This window comes from Curtobacterium sp. NPDC092190 (assembly GCF_044755625.1).
Lineage (GTDB): Bacteria > Actinomycetota > Actinomycetes > Actinomycetales > Microbacteriaceae > Curtobacterium.
In genome coordinates, this window is the sequence record NZ_JBIVRJ010000004.1 from 101,698 (window position 1) to 116,884 (window position 15,187).

15 protein-coding genes are annotated in these 15,187 nt (G+C 72.8%); 3 read left to right on the plus strand and 12 right to left on the minus strand.

Annotated elements, in window-relative coordinates; genetic code table 11:
* Positions 1–171: 171 nt before the first annotated feature.
* Together ACIQFY_RS11070 and ACIQFY_RS11075 are read right to left on the minus strand one after the other, a co-directional pair.
* A complete protein-coding gene (locus tag ACIQFY_RS11070) occupies positions 172–690 on the minus strand; it encodes a methylated-DNA--[protein]-cysteine S-methyltransferase (protein ID WP_400340054.1) in 519 nt (172 codons plus the stop codon).
* The gene (locus ACIQFY_RS11075; RefSeq protein ID WP_400340379.1) at positions 687–2,231 is read right to left on the minus strand and encodes a DNA-3-methyladenine glycosylase 2 family protein; all 1,545 of its coding nucleotides are present in this window, start codon (positions 2,229–2,231) and stop codon (positions 687–689) included. Before ACIQFY_RS11075 ends, ACIQFY_RS11070 begins: the two co-directional genes overlap by 4 nt.
* Before the next feature lie 219 nt (positions 2,232–2,450).
* Between ACIQFY_RS11075 and ACIQFY_RS11080 the strand changes: the two genes are divergently transcribed.
* Positions 2,451–2,948 carry a molybdenum cofactor biosysynthesis protein gene (locus ACIQFY_RS11080; protein ID WP_400340381.1) on the plus strand — a complete coding sequence of 166 codons (498 nt, stop codon included), beginning with the start codon at positions 2,451–2,453 and terminating at the stop codon, positions 2,946–2,948.
* Positions 2,949–3,095: 147 nt separating this feature from the next.
* On the opposite strand, the gene ACIQFY_RS11085 is transcribed toward ACIQFY_RS11080, so the two are convergent.
* From ACIQFY_RS11085 to folE, 5 genes are all read right to left on the minus strand, one after another.
* Positions 3,096–3,641 (minus strand): type 1 glutamine amidotransferase domain-containing protein, encoded by a 546-nt coding sequence (locus ACIQFY_RS11085; protein ID WP_058750492.1) that lies wholly within the window; start codon positions 3,639–3,641, stop codon positions 3,096–3,098.
* Between the two features lie 89 nt (positions 3,642–3,730).
* The gene (locus tag ACIQFY_RS11090) at positions 3,731–4,384 is read right to left on the minus strand and encodes an HAD-IA family hydrolase (RefSeq protein ID WP_326495881.1); all 654 of its coding nucleotides are present in this window, start codon (positions 4,382–4,384) and stop codon (positions 3,731–3,733) included.
* 17 nt (positions 4,385–4,401) lie between these two features.
* The gene (locus ACIQFY_RS11095; RefSeq protein ID WP_326495882.1) at positions 4,402–5,148 is read right to left on the minus strand and encodes a pyrimidine reductase family protein; all 747 of its coding nucleotides are present in this window, start codon (positions 5,146–5,148) and stop codon (positions 4,402–4,404) included.
* On the minus strand, positions 5,145–6,083 hold the full coding sequence (folP, locus tag ACIQFY_RS11100) for a dihydropteroate synthase (RefSeq protein WP_400340058.1): 939 nt from the start codon (positions 6,081–6,083) through the stop codon (positions 5,145–5,147). Before folP ends, ACIQFY_RS11095 begins: the two co-directional genes overlap by 4 nt.
* Positions 6,080–6,685: a GTP cyclohydrolase I gene (folE, locus tag ACIQFY_RS11105; RefSeq protein WP_238638116.1), complete on the minus strand. Its 606-nt coding sequence runs from the start codon at positions 6,683–6,685 to the stop codon at positions 6,080–6,082. Before folE ends, folP begins: the two co-directional genes overlap by 4 nt.
* A 148-nt stretch (positions 6,686–6,833) precedes the next feature.
* Between folE and ACIQFY_RS11110 the strand changes: the two genes are divergently transcribed.
* Positions 6,834–8,306, plus strand: a complete 1,473-nt coding sequence (locus ACIQFY_RS11110) for an NCS2 family permease (protein WP_326495884.1) — start codon at positions 6,834–6,836, stop codon at positions 8,304–8,306.
* A gap of 148 nt (positions 8,307–8,454) precedes the next feature.
* On the opposite strand, the gene ACIQFY_RS11115 is transcribed toward ACIQFY_RS11110, so the two are convergent.
* The 3 genes from ACIQFY_RS11115 to ACIQFY_RS11125 form a co-directional block, all read right to left on the minus strand.
* Positions 8,455–8,934 (minus strand): hypothetical protein, encoded by a 480-nt coding sequence (locus ACIQFY_RS11115; RefSeq protein WP_326495885.1) that lies wholly within the window; start codon positions 8,932–8,934, stop codon positions 8,455–8,457.
* Between the two features lie 269 nt (positions 8,935–9,203).
* A complete protein-coding gene (locus ACIQFY_RS11120) occupies positions 9,204–10,472 on the minus strand; it encodes an MFS transporter (protein ID WP_400340062.1) in 1,269 nt (422 codons plus the stop codon).
* Positions 10,469–11,041 carry an ArsR/SmtB family transcription factor gene (locus ACIQFY_RS11125; RefSeq protein WP_400340065.1) on the minus strand — a complete coding sequence of 191 codons (573 nt, stop codon included), beginning with the start codon at positions 11,039–11,041 and terminating at the stop codon, positions 10,469–10,471. The genes ACIQFY_RS11120 and ACIQFY_RS11125 overlap by 4 nt, the downstream gene beginning before the upstream one ends.
* Before the next feature lie 111 nt (positions 11,042–11,152).
* Between ACIQFY_RS11125 and ACIQFY_RS11130 the strand changes: the two genes are divergently transcribed.
* On the plus strand, positions 11,153–11,668 hold the full coding sequence (locus ACIQFY_RS11130; RefSeq protein ID WP_400340068.1) for a DUF1697 domain-containing protein: 516 nt from the start codon (positions 11,153–11,155) through the stop codon (positions 11,666–11,668).
* Positions 11,669–11,684: 16 nt separating this feature from the next.
* Here the strand turns inward: ACIQFY_RS11130 and ACIQFY_RS11135 are convergent, their stop codons facing one another.
* On the minus strand, positions 11,685–12,452 hold the full coding sequence (locus tag ACIQFY_RS11135) for an SDR family NAD(P)-dependent oxidoreductase (RefSeq protein WP_251155167.1): 768 nt from the start codon (positions 12,450–12,452) through the stop codon (positions 11,685–11,687).
* A gap of 197 nt (positions 12,453–12,649) precedes the next feature.
* The gene (locus ACIQFY_RS11140; RefSeq protein ID WP_066657193.1) at positions 12,650–15,160 is read right to left on the minus strand and encodes a glycoside hydrolase family 65 protein; all 2,511 of its coding nucleotides are present in this window, start codon (positions 15,158–15,160) and stop codon (positions 12,650–12,652) included.
* Positions 15,161–15,187 lie beyond the last annotated feature (27 nt).

The window sequence follows — 15,187 nt, forward strand, 5'->3', positions numbered from 1 at the left end:
GGAGGGACCGTGCGGGTCGGTACCCAGAGCATGACAGTCCGGACCGTGAGCGTCACCACCCGCAACCAGGGGGAGCGCTCCACGTTCCCTGTGCACTCTGCTCGGTCGAACCTGCTCGATCGCCGCTCGGTTCCCGCTCGGTCGCCGCTCGGTTCCCGCGCACGGAGCGGCTCAGGCGAGCGCGGTCACGCCGACCGACTCGCGCTCGAGCAGGGAGCGCTTGACGTCGAGCCCCCACGCGAAGCCGCCGAGCGTCCCGTCGGACCGCAGCACCCGGTGACACGGCACGAAGAGCGCCGGGGCGTTCCGCGCGCAGACGCTCGCAGCCGCGCGGACGGCGTCCGGTCGCCCCATGGCCGCCGCGAGCTCGGTGTACGTCAGGACGGTGCCGGCCGGGATCGCGCGGAGCTGCCGCCAGCCCTCGGCGAACAGGTCGGTGCCGTGCTGCCGGACCGGGACCCGCATCGCCGCCTCGACCTCGCCGGCGTAGAAGGCCTCGACCGCCTCGGCCGCGTGCACCCGGCCGTCGGTCAGCCGTCGTGGGCGGTGCCGGTCGGCCAGCCGCGCGAGCAACCGTGCGGAGTCGTCGGTCCACCCCGACGCGAGCACGTACCCCTCGTCGTCCTCGAGCACCGTGAAGGGGCCGTCGGGGGTGTCGAGCGTCTGGATGGTCGTCGTGGGCTCGGTCATGCTGTCTCCTCCTGGTGGTCCGTCGCCGCTGCTGCCTCCGCCGTCGCGCTCGCGCGGTCGACGATCGGACGCCAGCAGTGCATCGTCAGGTAGCTCCGCCACGGCGCCACCTGCTCCGACCGTAGGGAGAGCTCGCGGGCGCCACCGGGCAGTCCGAGTTCCTGTGCACCGTTCCGCACGGCGAGGTCGCTGTGCAGGAACACGTCCGGGTGGTGCCGGACCCGCAGGGCCACGTAGTCCGCCGTCCACGGCCCGATGCCCTTCACCGCCAGGAGCCCGGCGCGCAGCTCCGCGAGGGACTGTCCCGCGTCGACGACGAGCGACCCGTCGGCGAGCGCCGCCGCGACGCGCAGGATCGTGTCCACCCGTGCCGCGGGTCCCCGCAGGACCTCGTGCCCGCGGGTCGCGATCGTCGTCGCGGTCGGGAACAGCAGCCCGTCCTCGGCCAGCCCCGGGTCGACCGACTCCCCGAGGGCTGCGACGAGCCGGGTCTGTGCGGTGCGGGCGGCGGCCACGGAGACCTGCTGCCCGATCAGGGTGCGGAACACGACCTCGTGTGCGTCGACGGCGCCGGGGAGGCGGATGCCGGGGACCCGGGCGACCGCCGGGGCGAGGACGGGGTCCGTGGCGAGGACGGCGTCGACCGCCTCGGGGTCGGCGTCGAGGTCGAACAGGGCCCGCACCCGCGCCACGAGGGTCGGCAGGTCGGAGAGCGTGGTGAGGCGGACGCGCAGGGCGACCCCGACGCGCCCCGCGCCCCTGCCGACCCCGTCGGCAGCGGGGGCCGAGGCGGTGAAGCGGGCCGGGCCTCCCGGCAGGGCGACGAGGCGACCGTAGGCCGTGACCCGACCCGAAGCGTTGCGCTCGACGTGCTCCAGCCCGCTGAGGGCGTGGAGCGCGTGCCAGTCGAGCAGGCCCTGCAGGTCGAAGGGCGCGCGGGCCGGGAGGTGGACGTGCAGCCAGCCGTCGTCGGCCGACGTCGGCCGGTCGGTCCGGCGCGCGCGGAGCTCGGAGGGGGTGAGGGCGAAGACCTCGCGCACGGTGTCGTTGAACTGCCGGACGCTCGTGAAGCCGGAGGCGAACGCGACGTCGGCCACCGGCAGGTCCGACGAGGTCAGCAGCGTCCGGGCGGTCTGCGCGCGGTGCGCTCGGCTGAGGGCCTTCGGTCCGGCCCCGAGCTCCTCGGTCATGATCCGGCTCAGCTGCCGCTCGGAGTACCCGACGCGGGCGGCCAGGCCGGGTACCCCCTCGCGCTCGACGACGCCGTCGAGGACGAGTCGGACGGCGCGGCCGGCGACGTCCTCGCGGAGGTCCCACTCCGGGCTGCCCGGCGTCGCCTCGGGCAGGCAGCGCTTGCACGCGCGGAAGCCGGCGAGGTGGGCGGCGGCACTCGTGCGGTAGAACGTGACGCCCTCGGCGCGCGGGGTCCGGGCGGGGCAGCTCGGGCGGCAGTAGACGCCGGTGGAGTGCACGGCGGTGACGAACTGGCCGTCGAACCGGGCGTCGCGGGAGGCGACGGCGCGGTGGCGCTCGGCGTGCAGCTCGTCGGGCTGCGCGTCGGGCTGCGGCTCCGTGCCGGGTGCGGGGTTCGTCACGCGGTCAGCCTGGCACGGGCCCCCGACAGGTACTGGCGGGAATCGGACACGACAGCGGGGCGGCGGTGCCGGCCGGGAGGCACGACTACCGTGGGCGCCGTGACCTCCGTCGACGACGTGGCCGGCCCCGGCGACCTGCCCTTCCGCACCGACGTCGAGGTCGCGATGCTGCTCGTCTCCCCGCACCACCGCTACGAGGGGCGCCCGGCGGACGGCGCGCTGCCCGCCGAGGGCCCGGAGCTCCGCGACCGGATCGAGCTGCGGGCGGGACTCGGCATCGTCGGTGACCGCTACTTCGCCGCACGGGCGCACGTGCACGCCACCGTCACGGTGATCGGTCTCGAGGGGCTCGACGCCGTGGCCGAGGCGGTGGGTGCCACCGTCGACCCCGCGGCGACCCGGCGCAACGTGTACCTGCGGGGTGCCGACGTCGAGGCACTCCGGGGTGCGCCGTTCTCGCTCGAGAGCCCGGGGTCCGGCGGTCCGGTGTCCTTCCGCGGGTACCGGCCGGCGAACCCGTGCGCCTGGATGGACCACGAGGTGGCTCCCGGCGCGTTCCGGGCGATGCGCGGGCTGGGCGGGGTGCGCTGCGACCCGGAGTCCGACGGTGTGCTCACCCTCGGGCCCGCGGTGCTCCGCACGGCGCGCCCCGTCGCGCTCTGACGGACGGGCGCTCCCCGCGCTCCCCGCCCGTTCCGGCCGCTCCGGCCGCTCCGGCCGCTCCGGCCGCTCCGGGAAACGCACCGTGGGCGGCACGTCGCAGCGCTGTAGCCCTGCGAGGTGCCGCCCACGGTGCGTGGTGCGAGCGGGTCAGGCGGTGAGCGCCTGCTCGATCGCGTCGACGAACGCCGGCAGGTCGTCGGGGTTGCGCGATGTGATCAGGCCGCCGTCGACCTGGACCTCCTGGTCGACCCACTCGGCGCCGGCGTTGCGCACGTCGGTCTGCAGCGAGGGGAACGAGGTGATGGTCTTGCCCTGCAGCACACCGGCCTCGATGAGGGTCCACGGGCCGTGGCAGATCGCGGCGACGGGCTTGCCCGCCTCGGCGAAGGCCTTCACGAGTGCGACCGCGTCCGAGTCCTGGCGGATGGTGTCCGCGTTGATGGTGCCACCGGGGACGACGAGCGCGTCGTAGTCGCCTGCGCCGCTGACACTGCCGATGGTGGTGTCGACGGAGACCGACTTGCCCGGGTCCTTGTCGCCGACGAGGGTCTCGATCGAGCCGGACTCCTGCGCCGCCACCGTGACGTCGGCACCGCGCTCGCGGAGCTGGTCGGTGGGGACGACGATCTCGTCCTGCTCCACGCCGTAGTTCGTCGCGATGACGAGGATCTTCTTGCCGTCGAGGGCTGCCATGGTCGCTCCTTCCGCTGCCGGGGGTCTCCCGGCGCGACCTCCACGGTCGTCCGGACGGCCTGGGGACGTTCGCAGTCCGGAGCCGACGTTCAGCCCCGGATGCGGAAAGCGGACCCCTCGCGGGCGACCTCGATGCCGTCGTACCCCGTGATGCGCGGCAGCCCTGCGGTGACCGGTGCCTCGAGCGTCCCGACGACGACGGTCGTGGCTCCGGAGGCGACGGCGGCCTCGACCCCGGCGGGGGCGTCCTCGAACGCCAGGCACCGCTCCGGCGGCACCCCGAGCAGCGCGGCACCACGCAGGTAGCCCTCGGGGTGCGGCTTGCTCCGCTCGGCGTCCTCCGAGGGCACGAGTGCCTCGGGCACCGGGACCCCCGCGGCCCGCATCCGTTCCACCGCGAGCTCCCGCGGCGCGCTCGTGACGAGGGCGACCGGCACACCGGTGTCGAGCAGGCGCTGCACGAACGCGGCCGCTCCCGGCACCTCGACGATGCCCTCGGTGTACCCGATCTCGGCGGCGATCATCGTCTCGACGATCGCCCGCTGCTCGTCCGGGGCCAGGTGCGGCAGGAAGCGCTGCACGGTGTCAATCGTCTGCCGCCCGTGCGAGAACCCGAGGATCTCGGCGGGGTCGATGCCGTGCTCCGCACCGAAGCGGCTCCAGGCCTCCTCGACCACGGCGGTCGAGTCGACGAGCGTCCCGTCCATGTCGAACAGCACCCCGGACACCACGACGTCGATCACGCGTCCGACCCTAGCCGCTACCGGTCGCGCACCCACCGGGTCAGCAGCACACCGCCGTCGCCGAGCAGCACGTGCGCGGGCCGCATCCGGCGCAGCTCCGGCGACGACCCGGTCGCGATGCGCGGACCCTCGCCGCCCTCGAGCGTCGGGTCGATCGTCAGCGTCAGTTCGTCGACCGCGTCGGCGGCGACGAGCGCCCCGAGGAACGACGGACCGCCCTCGCAGTGGATCCGGTGGAGGCCCCGAGCGGCCAGGGCGTCCCGCACGGCACCCACGTCGACAGCATCCGAGCCGCAGTCCACCACGTCCGCGACGGACGCCAGGGCCTGCCCGGACGACGACGCGGCACCGGACCCGGACGTCAGCACGATCGGCCGCACCGGCGCCTCGGTGAACACCCGCGAGCCCGCGTCCACCGACGCGGAGTTCGTGACGATCGCGAAGACCGGGTGGTCGGGCATCCCGTGCGCGCGGCGCCAGGCGACGTCCTCGTCGTGCAGCACCATCGGGCCGTACTCCTCGTCGCGCACGGTGCCGGCGGCCACGAGCACGACGTCGGCGACCCGGCGGAGCAGGTCGAACACGCGCAGGTCGTCGTCCCCGCCGAGGGACGCCGTGCGACCCGACGCGGACGCCGAACCGTCGAGCGTCGCGACGAAGTTCACCCGCAGCCAGGGGCCGTCGGGGACGTCCGCGGTGTACCGGTCGAGCAGCTCGTCGTCGGACAGGTCGGCGATCGACGCCGGCAGGGAGGGGCTGTTCACGTGTTGTGCCTCGCTTCCACGGGTTCGCGCCAACCGAGGACCGCCTCGACCATGCGCATCGCGTCGACGCTCTCGACGACGTCGTGCATGCGGACGATCCGGGCGCCGAGCATCGCGCTGACGGTCGCCGCGGCGAGCGACCCCGGCAGTCGCTCTCCGCGAGGGCGTCCGAGGGACTCCCCCACGAAGTCCTTGTTCGACACCGCTGCGAGCACCGGGAACCCGAGCGCGACGACCTCGGGCAGCCGTCGGGTCAGCTCGAGCGTGTGCACGGTGTTCTTGTTGAGGTCGTGCCCGGGGTCGACGATGATCCGCGACTCGGGGATCCCCGCTGCGAGCGCACGGTCGACCCGCTCGCGCAGGAAGTCCACGACCGAGGCGGTCACGTCGGCGTACGTCGGCGGCGTCGGCAGCTGCTGGCGCGGCGGGGCGGTCGAGTGCGTGATCACGACGGTCGCGTCGGAGTCGGCGACGACGGACGCCATCCTCGGGTCGGACAGGCCGGTCGTGTCGTTGACGACGCTGGCACCGGCGGCGATCGTCGCCGCAGCGACCTCGGGCCGGAAGGTGTCGACCGAGATGACGACGTCGGACTGCTCGGCGAGCTGGGACACGACGGGCAGCACCCGGTCGATCTCGTCGTCGGCGGACAGCTCGGGCCCCGGCGCGAACTTCACGCCGCCGATGTCGACCCAGTCGGCCCCCTGGTCGGCGGCACGCACGGCGGCCTCGACGGCCCGGTCGAGGGCGAAGGTCGCACCCTTGTCGTGGAAGGAGTCCGGCGTGCGGTTCACGATCGCCATGACGGCGATGCGGTGGTCGAAGTCGAAGGTGCGGCGACCGATGGTGCGGACCGGGTCGCGCAGGGCCGGCACGACCCAGCCGGGTGCGGGTGAGACGGCCTGGAGGCCCGTGGCCAGCTGCTCGCGCGTCATGCGTCCGCCCCGTGGTCGGCACCAGCACCGGCACCGATGAGCGCGATCGCCTCGGCCCGCCCCGCCGCGTCGGCCAGGGAACCGGTCGCCGCGACGGTCACCGTCGACGAGCCCGACTGCCGTTCGCCGCGGGCGGTCACGCACTGGTGCGTGGCGTCGAGCACGACGAGCACGCCGTCGGCGTCGAGCCCCTCGGTGACGGCTGCGGCGACCTGCTCGCCGAGCCGCTCCTGCAGCTGCGGCCGCGAGGCCACGGCGTCGAGCACGCGCGACAGGGTCCCGAGGCCGATGAGCTGCTCGCCCGGCGCGTACGCCAGGTGGGCGACGCCGATGAACGGCAGCAGGTGGTGCTCGCACATCGAACGGAACCGCACGTCGCGGACGACCACGAGCTGCCCCCGCTCCCCGTCCTCGGAGTGCACGGCGCCGGAGCGTGCGATCGCGGTGGCGTCGACCCCCATGCCGGCGAAGAACTCGGCGTACGAGTCGGCGACGCGTGCCGGGGTCCGTTCGAGCTCGGGGCGGTCAGGGTCGTCGCCGACGGCGAGGAGGAGCTCACGCACGGCGGCTTCGACCCGCGCGCGGTCCAGACGTTCGTTCACGCCCTCATCCAACACCGTCGGATGGCCCCAGAACGCGGCCGCCTGTCGGACGCACCGTCCCCCGGGTCGGTGACCCGCGCCTCCAGGCCGGTGCCCGCGCAGCGACACGCGCGCCGTCCGGACTCCCAGCGTTCTGTAAACTCGTTCGGTGAGCGCCCAGCAGACCGACACCCCGCCCCGGAACCGCTTCGCATCCGGCCTCGACCGTTTCTTCTCGATCACGCAACGCGGATCGAGCATCCCCCGTGAGATCCGTGGTGGTCTCGTCTCCTTCGTGACGATGGCGTACATCGTCATCCTGAACCCGCTGATCCTCGGCGGGTTCAGCCAGGACCAGGCGCCGCAGGACGTCCTCGGCGGCTGGCTGCAGAACGCGCAGGTCGCCGCCGCGACCGGCCTCGTCGCCGGTGTGATGACGATCGCGATGGGCCTCGTCGCGAACCTCCCGTTCGGCATCGCCGCGGGCCTCGGGATCAACTCGTTCCTCGCCGTGAGCGTCGTGCACCAGGTCACCTGGGCCGAGGCGATGGGCCTCGTCGTGATCAACGGCGTGGTGATCGTGATCCTGGCGTTGACCGGCATCCGGACGATGATCTTCACGGCCGTGCCCGCGCAGCTCAAGGCCGCGATCACCGTCGGCATCGGCCTGTTCATCGCGTTCATCGGTCTGGTCGACTCGGGGTTCGTGCGCACCACGAAGAACGCTTCGCCGCCGCTGCAGCTCGGTGAGGACGGCTCCGTCGCGGCCCTGCCCACGATCGTGTTCCTGATCGGCCTGGTCATCATCGGCACGCTCATGGCCCGCCGGGTGAAGGGCGCGCTGCTCATCGGCATCATCGGCACCACCGTGATCGCCATCGTCCTGCAGGCGATCTTCAAGGTCCCCACCTCGGTCGACTCCCCCACCGGCTGGAACCTCAACGCCCCCGGCCTGCCGAACGCCCTCTTCGCGCTGCCGGACCTGTCGCTCGTCGGGCACGCCGACGTCTTCGGAGCGTTCACCCGCATCGGCCCGGTCGCCGCGTCGATGCTCGTCTTCACCCTCGTCTTCACGAACTTCTTCGACGCGATGGGCACGATGACCGGGCTCGCGAAGGCCGCCGGTGTCGCGAAGCCCGACGGCACCTTCCCCCGCCTGAAGTCGGCGCTCGTCGTCGAGGGTGCCGGCGCCATCGCCGGTGGTGGCGCCTCGGTGTCGTCGAACACGGTCTTCATCGACTCGGCGTCGGGCATCGGCGAGGGAGCCCGCACCGGCATGGCCTCGGTCGTGACGGGCCTGCTGTTCCTGGCGTCGATGTTCCTCACGCCCCTGACCCAGGTCGTCCCGCTCGAGGTCGCGGCCGCCGGACTCGTCGTCGTCGGTGCGCTCATGGTCGCGCAGGTGAAGGACATCGAGTGGAGTGACTTCGGGGCTGCGCTGCCGGCGTTCCTGACGATCGTCGTGATGCCGCTGACCTACTCGATCGCGAACGGCATCGGCGCCGGCTTCATCAGCTGGGTGCTCATCAAGCTGCTGTCCGGCCGCGGCCGCGAGGTCTCCTGGCTCCTCTACGTCGTCGCGGCGGGCTTCCTGCTGTACTTCGCGCGCGGGCCGCTCGAGGCGCTGCTCGGCGTCGGGTAGCGCGCTCCCGCTTCCGCGTCCCGCGCTTCCCGCACGACGCAACGTGGGCGGTCCTTCGCAGCGACGTTCCGCTGTGGGGGACCGCCCACGGTGCGTTCCGCGAGAGTGCGTCCGGTACGTCCGGTACGTCCGGCCTGGAGGCGCGTCGTCAGTCCGACACGTCCGCCGGCTTGGCCTCGTGGCGGCGTCGGCCCGGGGTGCGCCGGTCCTCCTTCATGCCCGCCTCGTACAGGTGGCGCTTGCCGCCGACGAGCTGGTCGCGGGCGGTCTGCTCGAGCTCCTTGGCGAGGGCGTAGTAGTTGTCGTCGTAGTCCTCGACGATCTGGAACGTCCACCGCCCGTCGATGACGTTGCGGCCGACCAGCTCGGTGTCGATCCGCTCGGCGAGCTCGGTGTGGCCAGCCTTCCGGAGCTGTTCGACGGCCTCGCCGAGGTTCAGGTCCGCGGTCCCGGTGAGTCGGTGGAACCCGTAGAGCAGGCCCCGTGCGTGCTCGAGCACCTCGAGTGCGGCCGACAGCGTGCCGAGCGCCTCGACCGTCGCCTCGGACACCCCCTCAGGCACCACGTGTGCGTCGTCCGGTCCCTGTCCGTCTGCTGCCTGGCCGTCTGCGTTGCGCTCGTCCGTCATGCTCCTCGTCTACCGGAGCGTCGCTCGGGTCGCTCCGAGCAAGTGCGGGACGGGCTCCTTCGTCGCGTTCGGCTGGTGCGGTCGTGCGCTGGTTCGACTCGCTCGCGCACAACCGCAAGCGCGTCGCACCACGGAATTCCGCGGTGCGACGTGCTTCCGGTTGTGCGACGTGACGACGGACCGCGCCGCCGCGAGCGCCGCGGCCGGCCGCCCCGCGAGCGCTGCCGACCGGCTGGCCGGCCGGCCGGCCGACCGGTCGGCCGGCCGGGCTACGGGACCGGGACCGTCGGCGGCACGGCCGCGGGCGCCGTCGCCGTCGGGCGCTCCATGAGCCGCCAGGACCCACCGAGCAGCGGCGACAGCGTGACGATCGTGTAGACCACGGCCACGATCGCGAACGTCCCGGTCACGCCGATGCCGTCCGCAGCGATGCCCCCGAAGAGTCCGCCGAGCGGGATGCCCGCCCACGACCCCGCCGACAGGAGCCCGAACACCCGGGCCCGCATGTGCGACGGGATGCGCTCGAGCTCGACGGCCCCCAGGATCGGGTTGAGCGCGCCCGCCGCGAAGCCCGACAGCACGCACGCGCCGAGCACCCACGGCAGCCCGAGTCCGAGTGCCGGCACCGCGAGCGACGGCCCGCCGGCCAGGACGAAGCACACCACGAACGTGATCCGCCGGGGCACCCGGTGCGCCACGTACCCGAACGCGAGGGACCCGAGGAACGCCGCACCACCGAAGGTCCCGCTGACGATCCCGAGCGACTGCGCGCCGTCGAGCACTCGGTCGGCGTAGAGCGGGAGCAGCGCTGTCGAGCGCGCCGCGTCGAGCAGGTTCGTCACGAGCACGACCGCGATGACGAGCCGGAAGAGCGGGTCGCGCACGCAGAAGCGCAGCCCGGCGCCGAGGTCGCGCCAGTACCCGGCGGACGGCGCGGCGGCGCCCGCGTCGGTCGCGGGAGCGACGACGACACCCCGCAGCGTGACGGCGGCGAGCACCGCTGCCGCACCGAACACGGCGGCGGTCACGGCCAGTGCGGGCAACGGCCCGACGGCGCCCACGAGCAGTCCCGCCGCGGGGGCGCCGAGCAGCACCGAGAAGCGCACCGACGCCTCGAAGTGACCCACGGCACGCTCGAGCGGGATCCCCGCCGCCGTCGCGAGTCCCGGCAGGAGCACCCGCCGGCCCGACTCCCCCGGGGTGTCGAACAGGCCGCCGAGGAACACGAGCACGAGCAGCGCCCAGGCCGGCAGCCCGACCGTCCACGCCAGGAGCGGGATCGCGACGAGCGTCGCCGCGCTGACCAGGTCGGACGCCACGCTCGACCGGACGAACCCGAAGCGCTCGACGAGCACGCCGCCGAAGGCCCCGCCGAGCACGATCGGGATCGTCGCCGCGAAGGCCGCGATGCCGACGTCCGTCGCCGACCCGCCGCGGGACAGCACCACGAACGGCACCGCGATCGTCGTCGCGACGTTCCCGGTCCGCGAGACCACCTGGACGGCGAGCAGGGACCGCAGCCGCCAGTGCGCGTTCACGGGCGCGCCGACCGGTAGCTCTGGACGACCGCGGTGACCCGCTCGGAACCATCGCCGGGTTCGTGCTCGGCGCTCCGCGCCTCCCACCGGTCGAGGACGCCCTGCAGCTCCGACCCGAGGGCACCCAGCTCGTCGACCGTCAGCCGGAGGGTCCGGTCACCGCTGTTCGACGCCGCGACCCACTCGCGCCCGAAGGCCGGGACGTGGTCGAGGAACGCCGTGTACTCGTCGGCGTACGCCTGCGCGACGGTCCGGTCGAGCGCGGTGCCGGCGACCATCCGGTCGGGGTCGTCGAAGCCGTCCGCGAGGTCCCACGACGTGTGCTGCGCGACCGCCCGCCACCAGCGCTCACGTCGGTCGGTGCCGAGCTCGGGTGCGGGCTCGATGAAGCCGGCGTCGGCCAGGCGCTTGCAGTGGTAGCTGATCGTCCCCGGTGCCTCGTCGACCTGCTCGCCGAGCATCGCCGCGGTCTGCGGGCCACCGGTCCGGAGCAGCCCGACGAGCCGCAGCCGGGTCGGGTGGGAGAGCGCGCGCATCTGCGCCGCGTCGTCGAGTCGCTGCACATCCATGGCTCGACCATAGGTGCACAACACGTCTTGTGCAACGTTTCTTGCGCAATGGTCGTTGCGGATCAGTCGGGAGGCTCGCCCCACCGCCGCCGGGCAGGCTACGGTTCCGGCATGGCCAGGTGGGTCGCGCTGCTGCGTGGGGTGAACGTCAACGGGATCACGATCCGGAACGCCGAGCTCGCGGCGCTGTTCGGGGGTCTCGGGTACACCGACGTGCGGACGGTGCTCGCCTCGGGCAACGTCGTGTTCACGGCACCGGGCGACGCGTCGGCGGTGCAGACCGCCGTCGAGCAGGCCCTGCGGGACCGCTTCGGGTACGACGCCCGGATCGTCCTCGTCCCGCACGAGCGACTCGCCGAGGTCATCGACGGCTTCCCGTTCGACTCCGCCCCCGACCGGCACGACCACGTCGTCTTCGGCTCCGACGACGCCGCCCTCGACGGCCTGGTCGCCGACCTGTCGCTCGACGACGGTGTCGAGCGGGTGGCCCGGGGCGACGGTGTCGTCTACTGGTCCTGCCCGAAGGGCTCGAGCACCGACACCGCGTTCGCGAAGCGGGCCGCCGCCGCGCGCTTCCGGCGCACGACGACGACCCGCAACACGAACACCCTGCGCAAGCTGCTCTGAGCCGCGCGTCGGACGGTCAGGACTGCGCGGGCTGCCCGTTGCTCGCGGTCGTCCCGCCGTCGACCGGCAGGATCGCTCCCGTGATGTAGGACGCAGCGTCGCTGGCCAGGAACAGGACCGCTGCAGCGACCTCCTCCGAGCGCCCGCCGCGACCGAGCGAGACACGCTCCGCGAACGCGTGCTGGAGCTCCTCGTCCTCGGCCTGCTGCTGGGTCATGTCCGTCCAGATGAGGCCCGGCGCGACCGCGTTCACCCGGACACCGAACTGCCCGTTGTCGAGCGCCGCGGCCTTCGTGAAGTTCGAGACGCCGCCCTTCGCCGCGTTGTACGGGCTCATCCGCCAGTCGGCGTCCATCCCGGAGACCGATGACGTGTTCACGACCGACCCCTTGGTCTCCCGCAGGAACGGCAGCGCCGCCCGCGTGCCGTAGAACACGCTCGACAGATCGGTCTCGATGACCCGGTGCCACTCGTCGGGCTCGATGTCGGTGATGTCGCCGGAGGTGAAGGTGCCGGCGTTGTTCACGAGCACGTCGACGCGGTCCCACCGATCCACCGCGTTGGACACGATCGTCTCCCACGCCGCCGGGTCGGCCACGTCGGCCTGCAGCGCGACCGCACGACCGGTCGGCAGGCTGTCGGCGACGGCACGGACCTTGTCCTCGACACTGTCGACGAGCAGCACGGCAGCTCCCTCGTCGACGAACGCCCGCGCGGTGGCCTCGCCGATGCCCGACCCGGCTCCCGTGACGATCGCGACCTTGCCCTCGAACCGCTTGTCCATGTGTGTCTCCTCTCGATGCACTGCTCGTGCCGCAGGAGACGCCGTCGGCCCGGGGGCACGGACGACCACGGTGCCCGCACCCGCCTGGGCGCGTGTGCAGGCGGGACGGAGGCGGCACCGGTGCCGGTGTGGAGGGTACGGAGACGACGGGAGGCGCGGCGCGGGGCGGACCCGCACCGCGCCTCCCGGCCGGACGATCAGGCGGTGGTCTCGTCGAGGTCGAGGTTCCGGTCCAGCGAGATCATCGGGATCGACGCCGTGATGACGGAGCCGTCCGCCCGGAGCGTGCCCTGGATGTCGCTCGTGGTGGGCGCGTGCCCGCTCATCCGCGGCCCGTGGTGGGCGAGCGGCACGACCGTCGGCGCCCCCGCGGTGACGTCCCACTGCTGGTTGTGCACCCACGCGGTGAAGCCCTCGCCGGTCTCCACCGTGAAGGTCATCGCGTCCTCTTCCAGGTCGACCCGGACGCGCGAGCCGTGCACCTGGATGCGGTAGGTCAGGCGCTCCCAGTCCTTCGGCAGGCGCGGGTTGAACGTCATCCGGCCACCGTGGTCGCGCATGCCGCCGAAGCCGTTCACGAGCGCACCCCAGATGCCGCCCGTCGACGCGATGTGCACGCCGTCCGCGGTGTTGCCGTGCAGGTCGGCGAGGTCGACGTAGAGCGCCGTCAGGAAGTACTGCGCCGCCAGGTCGTGGTACCCGACCTCGGCCGCCATGATCGACTGGACCACGGCGGAGAGCGTCGAGTCACCGGTCGTCAGGGCGTCGTAGTAGTCGAAGTCGCGACGCTTCTCGGCCGCGGTGAACTCGTGGCCCTGCAGGAACAGCGCGAGCACGACGTCGGCCTGCTTGAGCACCTGGAACCGGTAGATCACCAGCGGGTGGTAGTGCAGCAGCAGCGGCCGCTTGGACTCGGGCGTGTTCTCGAGGTCCCAGAGCTCCTTGTCGAGGAACTGGGCGTCCTGCGGGTGGATGCCGCGGTGCGGGTCGAACGGGATCTCCATCGACTCGGCGGCGTGCTCCCACTCGGTGACCTCGTCGTCGACGAGCCCGGTGCGCCGGACCATGCGGCCGTACTCCTCCGGGTCGTCGGTCGCGAGCTGCCGGCAGGCGTTCACCGCGAACCACAGGTTGGCCCGCGCCATCACGTTCGTGTAGAGGTTGTCGTCGACGACCGTCGTGTACTCGTCGGGCCCGGTGACCCCGTCGATGTGGAACTTCCGGTCGCCGTTCGACCGCCAGAAGCCCAGGTCGGACCACAGGCGGGCGGTCTCGACCAGGATGTCGATCGCCCCGCGCTTCAGGAAGTCGGTGTCGCCCGAGGCCCGCACGTACTGCATGAGCGCATGGGCGATGTCCGCATCGATGTGGTACTGCGCGGTGCCGGCCGCGTAGTACGCGCTCGACTCCTCGCCGTTGATCGTCCGCCACGGGAAGAGCGCTCCGCGCTGGTTCAGCTCCCGCGCCCGCGACCGAGCGGCGTCGAGCATGTTGTAGCGGAAGCGCAGCGCGTTCCGCGCGACGATCGGCGCCGTGTACGACAGGAACGGCAGGACGTAGATCTCCATGTCCCAGAAGTAGTGACCGCCGTACCCGGAGCCCGTGACGCCCTTCGCCGCGATGCCGTGCCCGTCGGTGCGGGCGGTGGCCTGCGCGAGCATGAACAGGTTCCACCGGACCGCCTGCTGGATCGCGGGCTGCCCCGGGATCTCGACGTCGCTGCGCGTCCAGTAGTCGTCCATCCACGCGCGCTGCTTGGCGAAGGTCTCCTCGACCGTCTCGGCGCGCGCACGGTCGAGCGTCCGCTCGCACCGGTCGGCGAGCTCCCGCGCCGGCACCCCGCGGGACGTGTGGTAGACCATGTGCTTCACGAGTCGGATCGGCACCCCGGCGCGGGCCTGCACGCGGTAGACGTGCTTCGCGAGGTCGTCCTCGATCGACGACGCCTCGTCCCACGAGTTCTCGGTCTCCAGGTGGTGCTCGACACCGACGCAGATCGTCATGCCCGAGCTCGACGCCTGGTAGCCGAGCAGCGAACGGCCGCCCGTGCTGCGCTTGAGCTTCGGCTCGAGCACCCGCTCGGTGAACGCCTCGGCCTTGCGGGGGTCGAAGGCGTTCGCCGCAGCCCGCATGCCCGCGTGGTACTCGTCCTGCACGTCCTGCCGGTTGAGGATCTGGCTCGACAGCAGGATCGAGGCGTCCCCGTCGAGCACGGTGACCTCGTAGTCGATGACGGCGAGGTGCCGGTCGGTGAACGACACGAGTCGACGGGCACGGATGAGCACCCGCTTGCCGGACGGCGTCGACCACTCCGTCTCGCGGTACAGGTAGCCGCCGCGGAACTCGAGCCGACGGGTGTGCCGCAGGATGTCGGCCTCGGCCAGGACCAGCGGCTCGTCGTCGACGTACAACCGGATGACCTTGGCGTCGGGCGCGTTGATGATCGTCTGCCCGGTCTTGGCGAAGCCGAAGGCGTCCTCGGCGTGCCGGATCGGCCAGGTCTCGTGGAAGCCGTTGACGTACGTGCCGTACTGCACGCCGCCGCGGCCCTCGTCGAGGTTGCCGCGCAGGCCGAGGTAGCCGTTGCCGACCGCGAAGTTCGTCTCCGCGACGCCCTGCTCGTCCGGGGCGTACTCGGTCTCGACGAGCGCCCACTCGTCGACCGGGTAGCGGACGCGGTCGAGGGGGTCGGAGGTGATGGGGTTCATGGCGTGTGCTCCGTGGGAGGGAGGAGT